Origin of the sequence: Kribbella sp. NPDC049227 (genome assembly GCF_043197265.1) — a bacterium.
Lineage (GTDB): Bacteria > Actinomycetota > Actinomycetes > Propionibacteriales > Kribbellaceae > Kribbella.
Map to the genome: position 1 here is coordinate 621,981 of NZ_JBICST010000006.1, position 16,708 is coordinate 638,688.

Here is a 16,708-nt window from a genome sequence, read left to right on the forward strand (position 1 = left end):
GGGCAAGCTGAATCCCATCACGTGTCGGTTGCGGATGAACCAGTTGCTTTCGGCACGTCTTCCGATCTCTCGGCGCGACGCGGTCCGGCGTAGTCGTCGCCGTACGCACCCGGCGCCGGCCGGCGCTTCTTGCGCGGCGCCTGAACTCCGTGTGCCATCCGTCGCGCGGTGACCAGGAAAGCGGTGTGCCCCTGCATCCGATGACCCGGCCGAACGGCCAGACCCTCGACATGCCAATCCCGCACCAGCGACTCCCAGGCGCGCGGCTCCGTGAACTCACCATGTGCCCTCAGCGTCTCCACAACACGGCTCAGCTGCGTCGTAGTGGCTACATAGGCACAGAACACCCCACCGGGCGACAGGGCCTCAGCGGCGGCGTCAACGCACTCCCACGGCGCCAGCATGTCGAGGATGACCCGGTCCACATCCCGCTCGTTCAGCTTCTCGACCAGGTCGCCGACCTCGAGCCTCCAGGCCGGGTGCTCAGCACCGAAGAAGCCGGTGACGTTCTTGCGCGCGACCTCGGCAAAATCCTCGCGACGCTCGAACGAGATGACCTGGCCGTGGATGCCGACCGCGCGCAGCAGCGCCGTGGTCAGCGCGCCGGAGCCGGCGCCGGCCTCGACCACTTTCGCACCTGGGAAGATGTCGGCCATCGTGACGATCTGCGCGGTGTCCTTCGGGTAGATCACGGCCGCGCCGCGCGGCATCGACACCGAGTAGTCAGCCATCAAGGGGCGCAGCGCGAGGTACTCCACGCCGCCCTTGGACTTGATCACCACGGCGTCCGGACCGTCGATCAGGTCGTCGTGAGCGATCCCGCCCTTGGTGGTGTGGAAGATCTTGCCGCGCTCCAGGAACACCGAGTGCCGGCGGCCCTTGGAGTCCTGCAGGGTGATCCACTCCCCCGCCTGCAACGGGCCGTGATGGACCCCGGAGTACGCCTGGTCGGGAAAGTCGCGCAAGTCAGCCATAAGGCGCTCACCTTAACTTTCCGTCACGCCGATCCCCGAATCCTCCTCGCACCAGTTGCCGGGGCGGGAGGGGTGGGTCAGCGGCCGCGGAAGGCTCGTTCGATGTCGCTCGTCGCCAGTACGCCGTACACGGAGCCGGCCGCGTCGAGGACGAGGTACTCCGACGCCGGGTGCTCGCGCAGCGTCTTGAGGATCTCCTCACCGGTGTCGTTGATCCCGATGATGTGGCCCGCGCCGATGCGGGTCGAAACCTCGCTGACGGTGGTCCACGGGCGCTGGTTCGGCGCGACCGCGCTCACCGCGGTCTCCGACACGAGCGCGTGCGGCTTGCCCTCGCCGTCGATCACCACGACCGCCCCGGCCTGCGCGTCCGCGGCCAGCCGGACCGCCTCGGAGATCGGCGTACCGGAGTGGACGGCGATCGCGCGGCGGGCCAGCGTGCGGACCTGGAGCGCGGGCAGTTTGCGGCGGAGCCGCGCCTGCATCAGTGACGCGGTCGACCCCATCCAGAGGAAGAACCCGACCGCGAGCGCGATCAGGAAGTCGATCATGGTCGGTTGGCGGTTCCAGACCTCTTCGATGATCACCGGGGCCGCCAGCACCAGCATCGCGAGGATCCGGCCGGCCCAGGCAGCCACGATCGTGCCGGTGTGCATGTTGCCGGTGAACTTCCAGACCACCGCGCGCAGCACCCAGCCGCCGTCCAGCGGAAGGCCGGGCAGCAGGTTGGTCACACCGACGATGAGGTTCGCGATGCCGAGTTCCCACAGAGCGACGTACCCGACGCCCTCGTCGAACGCGCGCGAGCCGAGGTACGCGAGCCCGCCGACGATCAGCGACGCGACCGGGCCGACCACCGAGACGGCGAATTCCTCGAGCGGTGACTTCCGCTCCCCCTCGATGTGCGTGCCGGCCGCGAAGAAGCCGAGGTTGATCTCCGAGACCCCGATGCCGAACCGCATCGCCATCAGGGCGTGCGCCAACTCGTGGACCAGGATCGACAGCGTGAACGCGACGACGAACGCGAGCGCGGCCAGATAGCGCCAGCCGCCCAGGTCGGGGAACTGCTGCCCGATGATCGCGGCGAACCCGACCGCGAGCAGCATCGCCACCGGCAGCCAGGTGAATCGCATGGTGAGCCGGATGCCGCGGATACGACCAAGCACCCAGGTACCGGGCGGCGGCGGCCCGGCCGGCTGGGCGGGATTCTGAGGATCACGCGGTTCTGGCATCGACCCAACGCTACTTGCCCGCTGGTAACTCCGTGCTACCTACCCATGGTGTGCCGCGTCAGACGCCGACATTGAGCGTGGCGACGTACCCGCCGGTGGTGTTTCCGGTGACCGTGGCGAGCTGATGTACGCCGTCGTCGTCGCCGAACACGTTGTCGTTCGCAAGCGACGTTTGGGCCAAGTTCTGCGCACTTCCGTCGTACCCGTCGGTGGCGTAGACGGTCTTGCACACATCCTCGGGGAGGGCCAACTGGGAGGTCGCACTGATCTTTCCGGCGGCGGTGGCCTCGGACAGGCTGGAGTAGACCTCGAAGTGGATGTGCGGCCAGCGGCCCATGTACGCGGCGGGGAAGATCGTTGTGAACGTGACCTTGCCCGACGAGTCCGCGGCCTGGACGCCGCGCAGGTAGTTCTCGTTGGTGGCTCCGTCGGAGTAGAGGGAGTAGCGGCCCTCTGCGTCGCAGTGCCACACGTAGACGGCCGCACCTTCCAGTGGGGTGTCCTTGTCCGCGTCGAGGATGGTCAGTGTCACCGTCAGGGGTACGCCGGTTGCCACTCCTGACGCGGAGCCGAAGGACTTGGTGATGTCCTTGCGGACGATGCCGGACTCGGTGAGGACGTTCGGGCCGTTGGTGCCGTCGCCCGGGTACGGTCCGGCGGTCTCCTGCGGGATCTCGTCGACATCTGTGCCGCTGGTCGTCGTACTGGCCGACGGGGTGCTGGATGACGGGGTGGTGGATGTTGTGGTCGTCGTTGAGCCGGACGTGGCCGAGTCGGTGGCGTCGTCCGGAGTACAGCCGGCCACCGCGGCCAGGCCGGCACCGGCGAAGAGGCCGAGGAACCGCCGGCGGTGCAGGGTGCCGAGGTCGTACTCCAGGCCCAGATCGTGTTCACGGGGTGGTCTCGGTGGTGGCGTCATGAGTCGAGCGTGACAAAGAAGGCCGATGGTTTCCCGAAAGCCGGCTGGGAGTTCGCTGCGAACGGTTTTCCACAGGTCCGGGTGTGCGCCGACGAAGTGTCGGTGGACTCGCCTAGGGTGCAGGCATGAGTGTTGCAGCCGAAGTCGACGTGCACGGGCATCCCCGCGGAGCCCTGTCGCCCTCCCGGGCCGCGGACTTCATGAGCTGCCCGCTGAAGTACCGCTTCCGCGTCATCGACCGGCTGCCGGAGAAGCCGTCCTCGGCCGCGGTCCGGGGCACGGTGGTGCACGGCGTGCTGGAGCGTTTGTTCGACCTGCCTCGCGGGCAGCGCACGCTGGAGCAGGCGGTGGAGCTGCTCGAGCCGCAGTGGCAGCACGTGCTCGAGGAGGAGCCGGAGGTCGCGGAGCTGTTCGCCGAGGACGCGAGCGGCGAGGAGCTGGCCAACTGGCTGGCCGAGGCGCACCAGCTGCTCGGGAAGTACTTCACGCTCGAGGACCCGAACGCGTTGGAGCCCGCCGAGCGCGAGCTGTACGTCGAGACCGAGCTCGAGTCCGGCCTGGTACTGCGGGGCTACGTGGACCGGCTCGATGTCGCGCCGACCGGTGAGATCCGGGTGGTCGACTACAAGACCGGCCGGTCGCCCTCGGAGTTCTTCGAGGCCAAGGCTCTGTTCCAGATGAAGTTTTACGCGCTGGTCCTGTGGCGGCTGCGCGGCGTCGTGCCGGCGATGCTGCAGCTCGTCTATCTCGGCAACGGGGAGATCGTCCGGTACGTCCCGGACGAGGCGGATCTGCGCGCTTGTGAGCGGAAGGTCTCGGCGTTGTGGACGGCGATCAGCCGGGCGCTCGAGTCCGGCGACTGGCGGCCAAGCCCTGGTCCGCTCTGCGAGTGGTGCGACCACAAGGCGATCTGCCCGGCCTGGGGAGGCACCCCGCCGCCGCTCCCGACCCGTTCGGTTGAAGAGGTCGCCGCCGAGTCGGCGGGCGTGGACCTCGTCGACGTCGACGGCTGAACGCCGGGCGCCTCGACGGCTGAACACGATCGTTGCCTCGCGGCCCGCAAGGACGACTTGGCCTACAGCCACACGCCGAATTCCTAGATAGCCTGCCAATGTGCCGGGCACTGTGCAGTCCATCGAGCGGGCTGCCGCTGTGCTGCGATTGCTCGCGGCCGCACCGGACGGACTAGGGGTCGCCGACCTCGGCAACGCGCTCGGCCTGGCGAAGCCCACTGTCCACGGGATACTCCGGACACTGCAGCAGGTCGGGTTCGTCGAGCAGGATCACACCGGCGCGCACTACCACCTGAGCGACATCTTCGGTCGGCTCGGCGAGAGCTACCTGGACCCGAACGAGTTGCGCAGTCGCGCGATCAACTGGGCCGACTCGCTCGCCTCCCGCAGCGGTGAGGTCGTCCGGGTCGGCAGACTCGTTGACGGCAAGGTCGAGGTCGTCCACCACGTCTTCCGCCCCGACGACAGCGACCAGGACCTCGACGTCGGTACGACGCTCCCGCCGCACGCCACCGCCCTCGGGAAGGCCGTACTGGCGTTCGACACCAGCGGAGCCGCCCGACCGCGCCGGCTGGAGGCGTACACCACCCGGACGATCACCGATCCGAACCGCCTGGCCGAGGAGCTCGCCACCGTTCGTGCGCGCGGGTGGGCCAGTGAGCTCGAGGAACACACCGTCGAACTCGCCAGCATCGCGGCCCCGATCCGCGGGCTGGGCGGCCTGGTCGTCGGTGCGGTCGGCCTCGCGGGCCGGCTCGAACGCATCTGTGACAGCAAGCTCCGCCACCGCCCCGACCTGATCAGTATGGTCCGGACCACTGCCGAAGCCATCGCGCGTGACCTCCGGGAGGACACTTGACCTGGAGGCGGCCGGTACGACCTGAGCGAACCGGCCGGCGAGAGATCGGGGGGTGGCTCGATGGCTGAGCAATACGTGGCCGCGGTGGACCAGGGAACCAACTCGACGCGATGCATCCTGTTCGACCGTCGCGGGCGGCTGGTGTCGGTCGCACAGCGCGAGCACCGGCAACTCTTCCCGAGACCGGGCTGGGTGGAACACGATGCGGCCGAGATCTGGCGGAACGTGACCCGGGTGGTCCCGACCGCGGTCCGCCAGATCGGCGCCGAGCCGTCGCAGATCGTTGCCATCGGCATCGCCAATCAACGCGAGACGAGCCTGCTGTGGGACCGCTTGACCGGCTGGCCGATCGGCAATGCGGTGGTGTGGCAGGACACCCGCACCTCTCGGCTGGTGAGCGACCTGGCCGGCACCGAGGGCCCGGACCGGTTCGCCGACCTGTGTGGTCTGCCGCTGACGACGTACTTCTCGGCGCCGCGGCTGAAGTGGATGCTCGACCACACCCCGGGGCTGCGGCAGCGCGCCGAGCGCGGCGAGGTGTACTTCGGCACGATGGAGTCCTGGCTGATCTGGAACTTCACCGGCGGCGCGAACGGCGGGCTGCACGTCACCGACGTGACGAACGCGAGCCGCACGATGCTGATGAACATCGAGACCCTCGAGTGGGACGACAAGTTGCTCGAGGCGTTCGACGTACCGCGGGCTGTGCTGCCGGACATCCGGCCGTCGTCCGGGGTGTTCGCGACCGCGACCGACGTACTGCCCGGGGTGCGGATCGGGGCGGCGCTCGGGGACCAGCAGGCCGCGCTGTTCGGGCAGACCTGCTTCAGCCCCGGCGAGGCGAAGTGCACGTACGGCACGGGCTCGTTCCTGCTGCTGCACACCGGCCACGAGATCGTCCGGTCCACGCACGGGATGCTGACCACGGTCGCGTACCAGATCGGCGACGAGAAGGCGTCGTACGCGCTCGAAGGGTCGATGGCTGTCACCGGATCGCTCGTGCAGTGGTTCCGCGATGGGCTCGGGCTGATCCACACCGCCGCCGAGATCGAGACGCTGGCCCGGACGGTCGAGGACAACGGCGGCGCGTACATCGTGCCGGCGTTCTCCGGACTCTTCGCACCGCACTGGCGCAGCGAGGCGCGCGGCGTGATCGCGGGCCTGACCGGCTACATCACCAAGGGACACCTGGCCCGCGCGGTGCTGGAGGCGACCGGTTTCCAGACCCTCGAGGTGGTCGACGCGATGAACGCCGACTCCGGCATCGCGCTGACCGCGTTGAAGGTCGACGGCGGCATGACCGCGAACAACCTGCTGATGCAGTTCCTCGCCGACCTGCTCGACGTCCCCGTGGTCCGCCCGATGGTGACCGAGACCGTCTCCCTCGGCGCCGCGTACGCCGCCGGGCTCGCCGTCGGCTACTGGCCCGATCTGGAAGGACTACGGAGCAACTGGCACCGCGCCGGTCAGTGGCTGCCGCACATGGATCCGGACCGCCGCGCCACCGAGTACGCCAACTGGAAGGCCGCAGTCCAACGCACCTTCGGCTGGATCCGCCCCGAACAGGTCGCCGAGTAATCCGCCTCAGGCCGGGGACACGATGTCCGGGGCCTCCAGGCGGACCTTGTCGGCGGACTCGTCGTCGGGCTGGTCCTGGGAGGCGCGTTCGGACTGGACCCGGCGGATGTAGAACGAGACCTCACGCTCGATCGTCGCCTCGTCCCAGCCGAGGATCGGGGCCACCAGCCGGGCGGCCGCCTCGGCTGCCCCGACCCCACGGTCCCAGGCCTCGATCGAGATCCGGGTCCGGCGAGCCAGGATGTCGTCCAGGTGCCGTGCCCCTTCGGCCTTCGCGCCGTACACGATCTCGGCCTTCAGGTAGTCCTGCGTACCCGGCAGTTGCTCTCCCAGCGAGGGGTCCTCCTCGACGAGTTGCAGTACTTCGTCGACCAGGGCGCCGTACCGGTTGAGCAGGTGCTCGATCCGGGCCACGTGCAGGCCGGAGCGTTGCGCGATCAGGTGCCGCTGGTTCCACAGCGCGTGGTAGCCGTCGGCACCGACCAGCGGCGTGGTCTTGGTGACCGACTTCGGCACCCGGCCGTCCAGCGCCGCGGCGGCCGCGTCGATCGCGTCCTTGGCCATCACCCGGTACGTCGTGTATTTGCCACCGGCAACCACCACGAGACCCGGCGCCGCGTGCGCGACGACGTGTTCACGGGACAGCTTCGACGTGCTTTCGGACTCCCCCGCGAGCAGCGGCCGGAGTCCGGCGTACACGCCCTCCACGTCCTCGCGGGTCAGCGGGGTGGTGAGTACGGCGTTGACGTGATCGAGCAGGTACTCGATGTCCTTGCTGGTCGCGGCGGGGTGGGCCTTGTCCAGGTTCCAGTCGGTGTCGGTGGTGCCGATCAGCCAGTGCCGGCCCCACGGGATGATGAACAGCACCGACTTCTCGGTGCGCAGGATCATGCCGGTGCTGGACTGGATCCGGTCCTTCGGGACGACCAGGTGGATCCCCTTCGAGGCCCGCACGTGGTACTGGCCGCGCTCCCCCACCATCGCCTGCGTGTCGTCGGTCCAGACCCCGGTCGCGTTCACGACCTGCTTCGCCCGGACCTCGAACTCGCGGCCGCTCTCCAGGTCCTTCGCCTGCACCCCGGTGACCCGCTCACCCTGGCGCAGGAACCCGGTCACCTTGACCCGGTTCGCGACATGAGCGCCGTACGACGCCGCCGTCCGGGCCAGCTCCATCGTATGGCGGGCATCGTCGACCTGGGCGTCGTAGTACTGCAAGGCGCCGACGAGGGCCGACTTCTTCAGGCTCGGCACCAGCCGCATCGCGCCACGCCGGGTCAGGTGCCGGTGGATCGGGAGCCCGGCACCGTGCCCGGAGCTGACGGCCATGCCGTCGTACAGGGCGACACCGGCTCCGGCGTAGAACCGCTCCCACCAGCGGTGCTGGAGCGGGTAGAGGAACGGCACCGGCTTCACCAAGTGCGGTGCCAGGCGTTGCAGGAGCAGGCCGCGCTCCTGCAACGCCTCGTGCACCAATCGGAAGTCGAGCATCTCCAGGTAGCGCAGGCCACCGTGCATCAACTTGCTGGACCGGCTGGAGGTGCCGCTCGCGTAGTCGCGCGCCTCCAGCAGTCCGGTGGTCAGGCCCCGGGTGGCGGCATCGAGCGCCGACCCCGTGCCGACCACCCCGCCACCGATCACCAGGACGTCCAGTTCCCGCCCGTCGGCCATCGCGTCGATCGCGTCGGCCCTCGCTTGCGGTGACAGAGCGACTACGCCCACTGTGCTGTTCCTTCCGATTCCGTTGCGTTGCCTACCGAGCGGGCAGGGTCAGTCGACGTCGACCCAGTCCAGCGTCCGCTGGACCGCCTTCTGCCAGCCGGCGTACCCCTTGGTCCGCTGCTCGTCCGTCCACTGCGGCTCCCACCGCTTGTCCTCGTTCCAGTTCTGGACCAGCTCGTCGGTGTTCTTCCAGAAGCCGACCGCCAGGCCGGCCGCATACGCCGCACCGAGCGCGGTGGTCTCCGCGACGACCGGTTTGCTCACCGGGACGCCGAGGATGTCGGCCTGCATCTGCATGGCCAGCTCGTTCGCCGTCACGCCGCCGTCGACCTTGAGCACGTCGAGCTTCACGCCCGAGTCCTTCTCCATCGCGTCGGCGACGTCCTTGCTCTGGTAGCAGATCGCTTCCAGTGTTGCTCGGGCCAGGTGCGCGTTGGTGTTGAACCGGGACAGACCGACGATGGCGCCGCGGGCGTCGGACCGCCAGTACGGCGCGAACAGTCCGGAGAACGCCGGCACGAAGTACACGCCGCCGTTGTCCTCGACCTGCCGGGCCAGCGTCTCGGTCTCACTCGCACCGGAGATGATGCCGAGCTGGTCGCGCAGCCACTGGACCGCGGACCCGGTCACCGCGATCGATCCCTCGAGCGCGTAGACCGGCGCCGCGTCGCCGAACTTGTAGCACATCGTGCTGAGCAGACCGGCCTTCGACCGGACCAGCTCGGTGCCGGTGTTCAGCAGCATGAAGTTGCCGGTGCCGTAGGTGTTCTTGGCCTCGCCCGGGTTGAAGCAGACCTGGCCGACGGTCGCCGCCTGCTGGTCGCCGAGGTCGCCGGTCAGTGCCACCACGCCGCCGACCGGACCGTTCGCGAGGGTCTCGCCGTACTTGTTCGGATCCGACGACGGCCGGATCTCCGGCAGCATCTGCCGCGGGATGTTGAAGAACGAGATCAGCTCGTCGTCCCAGTCGAGCGTCTCGAGGTTCATCAGCATGGTCCGGCTGGCGTTGGTGACGTCGGTGATGTGTACGCCGCCGTCGGTCCCGCCGGTCAGGTTCCACAGCAGCCAGGTGTCGGTGTTGCCGAAGACGGCGTCACCGGCCTCGGCCGCCTCGCGCACCCCGTCGACGTTCTCCAGGATCCACTGCACCTTGCCGGCCGAGAAGTACGTCGCCGGCGGCAGGCCGGCCTTCTGCCGGATCACGTCGCCCTTGCCCTCGCGCTCCAGCGCGGAGGCGATCCGGTCGGTCCGGGTATCCTGCCAGACGATCGCGTTGTAGTAGGGCCGCCCGGTCTTGCGGTTCCAGACCACCGCCGTCTCGCGCTGGTTGGTAATGCCGAGCGCGGCGAGGTCGCTTGCCTGCAACCCCTTCGCGTTCATCGCGGTCCGGATGACCGAGTTGGTCCGCTCCCAGATCTCGACCGGGTTGTGCTCGACCCAGCCGGCCTGCGGCAGGATCTGCTCGTGCTCCAGCTGGTGGATGCCCACCTCGTTGCCGGAGTGGTCGAAGATCATGAAGCGGGTGCTCGTGGTGCCCTGGTCGACGGCACCGACGAAGTCAGCCATGGAAAGTCCTCTCCTCACACTGCTCAGTGGTACGGCGCGTCACGCCGTGGTCTCCTCGTCGGGCACCCGGCCCGGCTCCTCGTCCGCGTCACTCACCGGCAGGTGCCGGCCGACCAGCAGGTCGTAGAGGAACGCGCCGATGAGCGCGCCGATGATCGGTCCCACGATCGGGACCCAGAAATAGGGATCCCCGAACTGGTCCTTGAACGCTCCCCCGTACCCGGTCAGGTACGACGCCAACCGCGGACCGAAGTCACGGGCCGGGTTGATCGCGTAGCCCGCCAGCGTGCCCCAGGCCATGCCGATGCCGACGACCAGAAGACCGATGATGAACGGGCCGAGGTTCGCCATCGGCGCGGTGTTGCGGAGGTCGACGATGGCCAGGATGACCAGCATCAGGATCGCCGTACCGATGATCTGGTCCAGGAATCCACCCCACATGCCGACACCGAGCTCCGTGCTGCCGTTGCCAGGCAGGGTCGAGAACACGCCCTGACTCTTGATGGTCAGGCCGGGGTCGAACTTCTCCAGGACCTTGTCGTAGTTCCAGCGGACCACCAGCGCCGCCGCGAACGCACCGAGGAACTGTGCGCCGATGTACGGCAGCACTTTCCGCCACGCGAACCCGCGGAACGCCGCGAGAGCGATCGTGACCGCGGGGTTGATGTGGGCACCGCTGATCCGGGCTGACACGTACACGCCCATGGTCACGCCGATACCCCACGCCCACGAGATCGAGTCGTGATCCCCGATACCACCGGCGACCACTTGGGCCACCACCCCCACGCCGAACAGGATCAGGATGAATGTCCCCGCGAACTCCGCCGAGCATTCAGCCAGAAGGGTTCTTGCCTTGACTGTTTCCGTCGTAGCCATGCCGAACCTCCCCTCCACACCGTGACGACCACGGCTGGCTGGAATGTAGAAGCGTTCGCGGGGCGGCACAACGCCGGTCGTTCGACATTGTCGAACGCCGCAGGCCCACCATCCGGCTGCGACACTCAGTGATCGTCCGTACTCGCAGACCGGTCGATCCGGGCCCAACACTTCGACGGCCGCGTCAAAGGGTTGAACGACCTGGGGCCGCCCGTTCCGCTGAGCCGTGGCCTGCCACAATCTGCTCGACGAAAGGGGCAGGGTGGAGGACACGTTCGCGGCGCGGCTCCGAGACGCACGCCGGGCCAGGGATCTGACCCAGGAGAGCCTGGCGGAGCTGGCGGGTCTCAGCGCGCAGGCCATCGGTCTGCTGGAACGCGGCGTCCGCCGGTTCCCGCACCCGACCACGATCGACAAGCTGGACCAGGCGCTCCAGCTCACCCCGGAGGAGCTCGCGGCGTTCAAGCGGCTGGCCTCACGCGGCGCTGCCAGCCCGACAGCCACCCAAGCCAAGCCCGCAGGTCCGGCCTGGGTGGTGGCTCGCCAGTTGCCGTCCGCGAACGCGGGGTTCGCCGGCCGCACGCAGGAGATCGACCAGCTGACCGATCTCCTCAGCGGGACTCCGGCGCAACCCGGCTCGCCCATCGTCGCCACGATCCGCGGCATGGCAGGCGTGGGGAAGACCGCGCTGGCGATCCACGCCGCCCACGCGAGTGCTGACCAGTACCCCGACGGCACGCTCCTGGTGAACCTGCGCGGCTTCGGCGCCGGTACGCCGGTCAGCCCGCTGCACGCGATCGGTCAGCTCCTGCGCGGAACCGGCGTACCGCCCGATGCCGTGCCGGGCAGTCTCGTCGAGGCAGTCGCGGCCCTTCGGAGCCGGTTGGCCGAACGCCGCGTGCTGCTGGTCCTCGACAACGCGCAGGACGTCGCCCAGGTCGCCGACCTCATCCCGGCCGCGAGCGGGTCCGCCGTACTCATCACCAGTCGCGCCACGCTGACGGCCCTGCCGGCGAGTCTGCACCTGCAGCTCGAACCGATGCCGGTGGATGAGTCACTCCGCCTGCTCGAGACCATCGCCGGAGCAGACCGGCTCGCCTCGGCCGCGGCTCGCGTCGCGGAGTTGTGTGGGCATCTCCCACTCGCGCTCTCGGTCGCCGGCGCGTGGCTGGTCCGGCATCCGTCCGCTTCCGGCACCGAGTTGGCGCAGCGGCTGGAGGACGAGTCCCGCCGGCTCGACCTCCTCGGCGTCGACGACCTCGACGTCCGGGCGAGCCTCTCGCTGTCGATCGAGCAGTTGACCCGCAGCTCCGACCCGCTCGACCACAGCGCCGCACAAGCCCTCACGTTGCTCAGCCTCAGCGACGCCGAAGACTTCACCGCGGAGACGGCAGCGGCCCTCATCGACACGCGACCGGCAGACGCCGATCGCTGGCTGGAACGCCTGACCGACCTGCACCTGCTCGAGTCCCGTGCGCCCGGTCGCTACCAGTTCCACGACCTCGTCCGCGCCTTCGGCCGCGAGCTCGCCGGACGGCTCCCCGAGGACGAGCAGGCCGCCGCGCTCGATCGCAGCCTCGCGTTCTACGTCGCCGTCGCCTGGCGCGCGACCAGCATGGGCGATCCGAACGCCGCCCGGATGGCCTGGCCCGGCCGTCCACCGGCGCCGGCCTCTCCGGTGTTCGATCGCTCGGAGCAGGCGCTGGCCTGGATCGACGACGAGCTGCGCAACTGCCTGGCCCTCATCGACCAGGTCCGCGACCTCGGTGGCCGCGACGAACTCGCGGCCGGCCTCATCGTCGGCCTCTACAACTACTTCGCCATGCGCGGCAGCATGTCCGACTGGCTGCCGGCGATCGACCGGGTCGCCGCCGGCCAGCTCGACCGCTGGACCCTGGCCCAGCTCCACGCCGACGCTGCCATCGCCTTGGCCGAGCTCGCACGCTACGACGAGTCGGCGGTGCGCTTCGGTCTCGCCCGCGACCTCTTCGAGTCGATCGGCAATCTCCGCGGGGTGTCACTCGCGACGAACAACAAGGCGCGGCTGCTGGTCCGGATGCATCGCTACCGCGAGGCCTTGCCACTCGTCGAGCACGCGCTGGCCGTCAACCAGCAGCTGGACAACCAACGGGGGCTGGCAGCAACCAACCTCACGTTGACCGAGGTCTACACCGAGCTCGGCGACTGGACCGCGGCCGAGGCGGCCAGCACCGCCGCGATGCAACAGTTCGCCGCGGTCGGCGACAAGGGAGGCGCCGCCAACGGCCGGATCGACCGGGCCTGGGCGCGGGCAAAGTCGGGCCGGCCCGAGTCCGCCGTACCCGAGATCGTCCAGGCGACGGCCGAGCTCGAAGCGCTCGGCCACCGCAAGAACGTCAGCGACGCGCACTACGTCCTCGGCCTGGTCCATGCCCAGCTCGGCGACTTCGAGTCGGCGATCGAGCAGACCGAACACGCCCTCGAGATCGCCCTGGACGTGGGTGACCTCCGGCGTGAGGCGCAGACCCGGCTGGAGCTCGGCCGGGTGCTGAACGACATCGGTGAGTACGACGACGCCGTACCGAACCTGGAGTTCGCGCTCGGCTTCTATCGCGAGCACGACAGCGCGCTGGCCGAGCAGACCGAGGACCTGCTCGCCGCGGCCAGGAAAGCACTCAGCGCCTGACGCCGACCGTCAGGCGCTGAGCAGTCAGCTCGCGTCAGTGACCGGAGACTCGACCTGCTTGGCGGGCTGGTTCTCCGGGAAGTGGCAGGCGGTCTGGTGACCGGGAGCCAGCTGCAGCAACGGCGGCTCCTCCGTCTTGCAGATCTCCTGGGCCTTCCAGCACCGGGTGTGGAAGCGGCACGCGGGCGGCGGGTTGATCGGGCTCGGTACGTCGCCCTGCAGCCGGATGCGCTCCTGCTTGGCCTTCCGCTTGGTGTCCGGCACCGGAACCGCCGAGAGCAACGCGACCGTATACGGGTGCATCGGCGTCTCGTACAGGTTGACCCGGTCGGCGATCTCGACGATCTTGCCCAGGTACATCACCGCGACCCGGTCCGAGACGTGCCGTACAACGGACAGGTCGTGGGCGATCATCACGTACGTCAGGTCGAACTCGTTCTGCAGGTCCTCCAGCAGGTTCACGACCTGGGCCTGGATCGACACGTCCAGCGCGGAGACCGGCTCGTCGGCGACGATCAGCTTCGGACGCAACGCCAAGGTCCGGGCGATGCCGATGCGCTGCCGCTGACCGCCGGAGAACTCGTGCGGGTAGCGGTTGTAGTGCTCCGGGCTCAGGCCGACCAGTTCGAGCAGCTCCTGCACCGCCTTCTTCACGCCGTGCTCGGTCTTGACGTTCTGCAGCCGGTACGGCGCGCCGACGATCTTGCCGACCGTGTGCCGCGGGTTCAGCGAGCCGTACGGGTCCTGGAAGATCATCTGTACGTCGCGCCGCAGCGGCCGCATCTGGCCCTCGCGGAGGTGGCTGATGTCGCGGCCCTCGAGCACGATCCGGCCGGACGTCGGCTCCAGCAGGCGAGTGAGCAGCCGGCCGGTGGTCGTCTTGCCGCAGCCGGACTCCCCCACCAGCGAGAACGTCTCGCCGCGAGTGACGCTGAACGTCAGCCCGTCGACCGCCTGCACGGCGCCGACCTGGCGCTGCAGCACGCCCTTGCGGATCGGGAAGTGCTTCACCAGGCCGTCGACCGAGAGGAGTTCCTCGCCCATCGCCGGTTCGATCACGCCCGGGACGGCGTCGGATTCGGTGTCAGCAGTCGTCACAGTCGTCGTCCCGTTCACAGCTTCGGTTTGATGTCGGTCTCCCACGCCTGCTGGCGGTTCTTCGGGGAGAGATGGCAGGCAACCATGTGGCCGTCACCGGTGTCGAGCAACTCGGGCCGGTCGGTCTCGCTGGCGCCGCCGTTGAGGTGGGCGTAGTTGCAGCGTGGGTTGAACGCGCACCCGGCCGGAACGTGGATCAGGCTGGGCGGCGTGCCCTGGATCGGGATCAGTCGCTCACTGCGCTCCCGGTCGATCCGCGGCATCGAGCCGAGCAGACCCCAGGTGTACGGGTGCTGCGGCCGGTCGAAGATGTCCTCCGCGGTGCTGTACTCGACCGCGCGGCCGGCGTACATCACCTGGATGTCGTCGGCCAGTTCGGCGACCACGCCGAGGTCGTGGGTGATGATGATGACCGCGGAGTTGAACTCGCGCTGCAGGTCCCGGATCAGGTCCAGGATCTGCGCCTGGACGGTGACGTCCAGGGCCGTGGTCGGCTCGTCCGCGATCAGCAGGTCCGGGTCGCACGACAGCGCCATCGCGATCATCGCGCGCTGCCGCATGCCGCCGGAGAACTGGTGCGGATAGGCGTCAACCCGCCGGTCCGGCTGCGGGATGCCGACCCGGTCGAGCATCTCGATCGCGTGCTTGCGCGCGACCGACTTGCTCACGTCGTTGTGCACCCGGTACGCCTCGATGATCTGCTGCCCGACGGTGTAGAACGGGTGCATCGCCGACAGCGGGTCCTGGAAGATCATCGCCATCCGCTTGCCGCGCAGCAGCCGGACCTCTTCGCGGCTCGACGAGACCAGGTCCTGGCCGTCGAGGAAGATCTCGCCGCTGATGTTGGCCACACCCGGCGGGTGCAGGCCCATGATCGACAGGCTGGTCACGCTCTTGCCGGAGCCGGACTCCCCCACGATGCCGAGTGTCTTGCCCCGCTCGAGCTTGAACGAGATCCCGTCCACCGACTTCACCAGACCGTCGTCGGTCGGGAAGTGCACCTTGAGGTCGCGGACGTCGAGGAACGCCTCGCCGCGGGGAATCCGCTGGACGGTGTCCTGCGGCGGAGTCTGGTCCTGGGGCCCGGTCACGTCCTGGGGCCCGGTCAGGTCTTGGGGCTCGGTCACGAGATCCGCACTCTCGGGTCGACGACGGCGTACAGGAGATCGACGATCAGGTTCGCCAGCACGATGAAGAAGGCGGCGACCAGAGTCACGCCGAGCACCTTGGGCAGGTCGTTCGCCCGCAGCGCGATCACGGCGTACTGGCCGATCCCGGGCAGCGAGAACGTCGTCTCGGTGAGGATCGCGCCGCCCATCAGCAGACCCAGGTCGAGACCGAAGATGGTGAGGATCGGGGTCAGCGCCGAGCGCAGGCCGTGCCTGATCACCACCGTGCGTTCGGTCAGGCCCTTGGCCCGGGCGGTGCGGACGTAGTCCTCGTTCATCGTCTCGAGCATGCCGGCCCGGGTCAGGCGTGCGTACGCCGCGGCGTAGAGGAAGGCCAGCGTGAACCAGGGAAGGATCAGGTCGTAGGCCCACCAGATCGGATTGGTCTCGTCGAGCGGATTGGTGCCGCCCTGGGCGGTCCAGCCGAGGCCGTAACTGAAGATCGACAACGCCAGCAGACCGGTGAAGAAGATCGGCAGCGAGACACCCGCCAGCGCCACCGACATGAGTGATCGGTCCAGGGCGGACCCGCGTCTGAGTGCCGAGACGACGCCTGTACCGACACCGGAGACCAGCCAGATGAACGCGGCACCGCCCGCCAGCGAGGCGGTCACCGGTATTCGCGCGACCAGGTCCGGCCAGACCGGTTGCGAGGTCAGGAACGAGTAGCCGAAGCACGGAGCGGGGCAGTGCTCGATCCCCGCGCCGTAGTCGTAGTCCGATCCGACGACCAGGCCCTTCACGAAGCGCCCGTACTGCACGTAGAGAGGATCGGTGAAGCCGAGTCGCACCGCCGTGTCGTGGATCTGTGCCTCACCCGCGCTCTTTCCGACGTAGCGCGACGCCAGGTCGTCGGCGGTCGCACCGCCGAGCTTGGGTACCAGGAAGAAGATCCCGAACGTGACGGCCGTGACGATGAAGAGCAGGACCACTGCTCCGATCACCCGGCGGACCAGATATGCGAACACCGTGCTCGGCGTGGTGGCCGGTGATCATCGCTGATCACCGGCCACCGTCAGCCTTCACCTACCTCTGCTGGC

13 protein-coding genes are annotated in these 16,708 nt (G+C 68.8%); 4 read left to right on the forward strand and 9 right to left on the reverse strand.

Annotated elements, in window-relative coordinates:
* Positions 1–17: 17 nt before the first annotated feature.
* The 3 genes from ACGFH6_RS28980 to ACGFH6_RS28990 all read right to left on the reverse strand — a co-directional run bounded on the left by ACGFH6_RS28980 (position 18) and on the right by ACGFH6_RS28990 (position 3,125).
* The gene (locus ACGFH6_RS28980; RefSeq protein WP_393390249.1) at positions 18–974 is read right to left on the reverse strand and encodes a tRNA (adenine-N1)-methyltransferase; all 957 of its coding nucleotides are present in this window, start codon (positions 972–974) and stop codon (positions 18–20) included.
* A gap of 77 nt (positions 975–1,051) precedes the next feature.
* Complete coding sequence (locus ACGFH6_RS28985) at positions 1,052–2,206, reverse strand: site-2 protease family protein (RefSeq protein WP_393390252.1); 1,155 nt, start codon at positions 2,204–2,206, stop codon at positions 1,052–1,054.
* Between the two features lie 58 nt (positions 2,207–2,264).
* Positions 2,265–3,125 carry an intradiol ring-cleavage dioxygenase gene (locus ACGFH6_RS28990; RefSeq protein WP_393390255.1) on the reverse strand — a complete coding sequence of 287 codons (861 nt, stop codon included), beginning with the start codon at positions 3,123–3,125 and terminating at the stop codon, positions 2,265–2,267.
* Between the two features lie 125 nt (positions 3,126–3,250).
* Here ACGFH6_RS28990 and ACGFH6_RS28995 point away from each other — a divergent pair, with 125 nt between their 5' ends.
* From ACGFH6_RS28995 to glpK (ACGFH6_RS29005), 3 genes are all read left to right on the forward strand, one after another.
* Complete coding sequence (locus ACGFH6_RS28995; RefSeq protein WP_393390258.1) at positions 3,251–4,138, forward strand: RecB family exonuclease; 888 nt, start codon at positions 3,251–3,253, stop codon at positions 4,136–4,138.
* Positions 4,139–4,238: 100 nt separating this feature from the next.
* Complete coding sequence (locus ACGFH6_RS29000; RefSeq protein ID WP_393390261.1) at positions 4,239–4,997, forward strand: IclR family transcriptional regulator; 759 nt, start codon at positions 4,239–4,241, stop codon at positions 4,995–4,997.
* 60 nt (positions 4,998–5,057) lie between these two features.
* Complete coding sequence (glpK, locus tag ACGFH6_RS29005) at positions 5,058–6,575, forward strand: glycerol kinase GlpK (RefSeq protein WP_360446869.1); 1,518 nt, start codon at positions 5,058–5,060, stop codon at positions 6,573–6,575.
* A gap of 6 nt (positions 6,576–6,581) precedes the next feature.
* Here glpK (ACGFH6_RS29005) and ACGFH6_RS29010 read toward each other — a convergent pair whose 3' ends face one another.
* From ACGFH6_RS29010 to ACGFH6_RS29020, 3 genes are read right to left on the reverse strand one after another with little or no spacing between them, the layout of a single operon-like run.
* Positions 6,582–8,294: a glycerol-3-phosphate dehydrogenase/oxidase gene (locus tag ACGFH6_RS29010; RefSeq protein WP_393390264.1), complete on the reverse strand. Its 1,713-nt coding sequence runs from the start codon at positions 8,292–8,294 to the stop codon at positions 6,582–6,584.
* A gap of 48 nt (positions 8,295–8,342) precedes the next feature.
* The gene (glpK, locus tag ACGFH6_RS29015) at positions 8,343–9,860 is read right to left on the reverse strand and encodes a glycerol kinase GlpK (RefSeq protein WP_393390267.1); all 1,518 of its coding nucleotides are present in this window, start codon (positions 9,858–9,860) and stop codon (positions 8,343–8,345) included.
* Positions 9,861–9,899: 39 nt separating this feature from the next.
* Positions 9,900–10,736: an MIP/aquaporin family protein gene (locus tag ACGFH6_RS29020; protein WP_393390270.1), complete on the reverse strand. Its 837-nt coding sequence runs from the start codon at positions 10,734–10,736 to the stop codon at positions 9,900–9,902.
* A gap of 262 nt (positions 10,737–10,998) precedes the next feature.
* On the opposite strand from ACGFH6_RS29020, the gene ACGFH6_RS29025 reads away from it, so the two are divergent.
* Positions 10,999–13,401 (forward strand): tetratricopeptide repeat protein, encoded by a 2,403-nt coding sequence (locus ACGFH6_RS29025; RefSeq protein ID WP_393390272.1) that lies wholly within the window; start codon positions 10,999–11,001, stop codon positions 13,399–13,401.
* Positions 13,402–13,425: 24 nt separating this feature from the next.
* Here the strand turns inward: ACGFH6_RS29025 and ACGFH6_RS29030 are convergent, their stop codons facing one another.
* The 3 genes from ACGFH6_RS29030 to ACGFH6_RS29040 form a co-directional block, all read right to left on the reverse strand.
* Positions 13,426–14,445, reverse strand: coding sequence for an ABC transporter ATP-binding protein (locus tag ACGFH6_RS29030; RefSeq protein WP_393390565.1), 1,020 nt, complete (start codon positions 14,443–14,445; stop codon positions 13,426–13,428).
* Between the two features lie 68 nt (positions 14,446–14,513).
* Positions 14,514–15,542, reverse strand: a complete 1,029-nt coding sequence (locus tag ACGFH6_RS29035; protein WP_393390567.1) for an ABC transporter ATP-binding protein — start codon at positions 15,540–15,542, stop codon at positions 14,514–14,516.
* Positions 15,543–15,622: 80 nt separating this feature from the next.
* Positions 15,623–16,636, reverse strand: a complete 1,014-nt coding sequence (locus tag ACGFH6_RS29040; protein ID WP_393390275.1) for an ABC transporter permease — start codon at positions 16,634–16,636, stop codon at positions 15,623–15,625.
* Between the last annotated feature and the right edge of the window lie 72 nt (positions 16,637–16,708).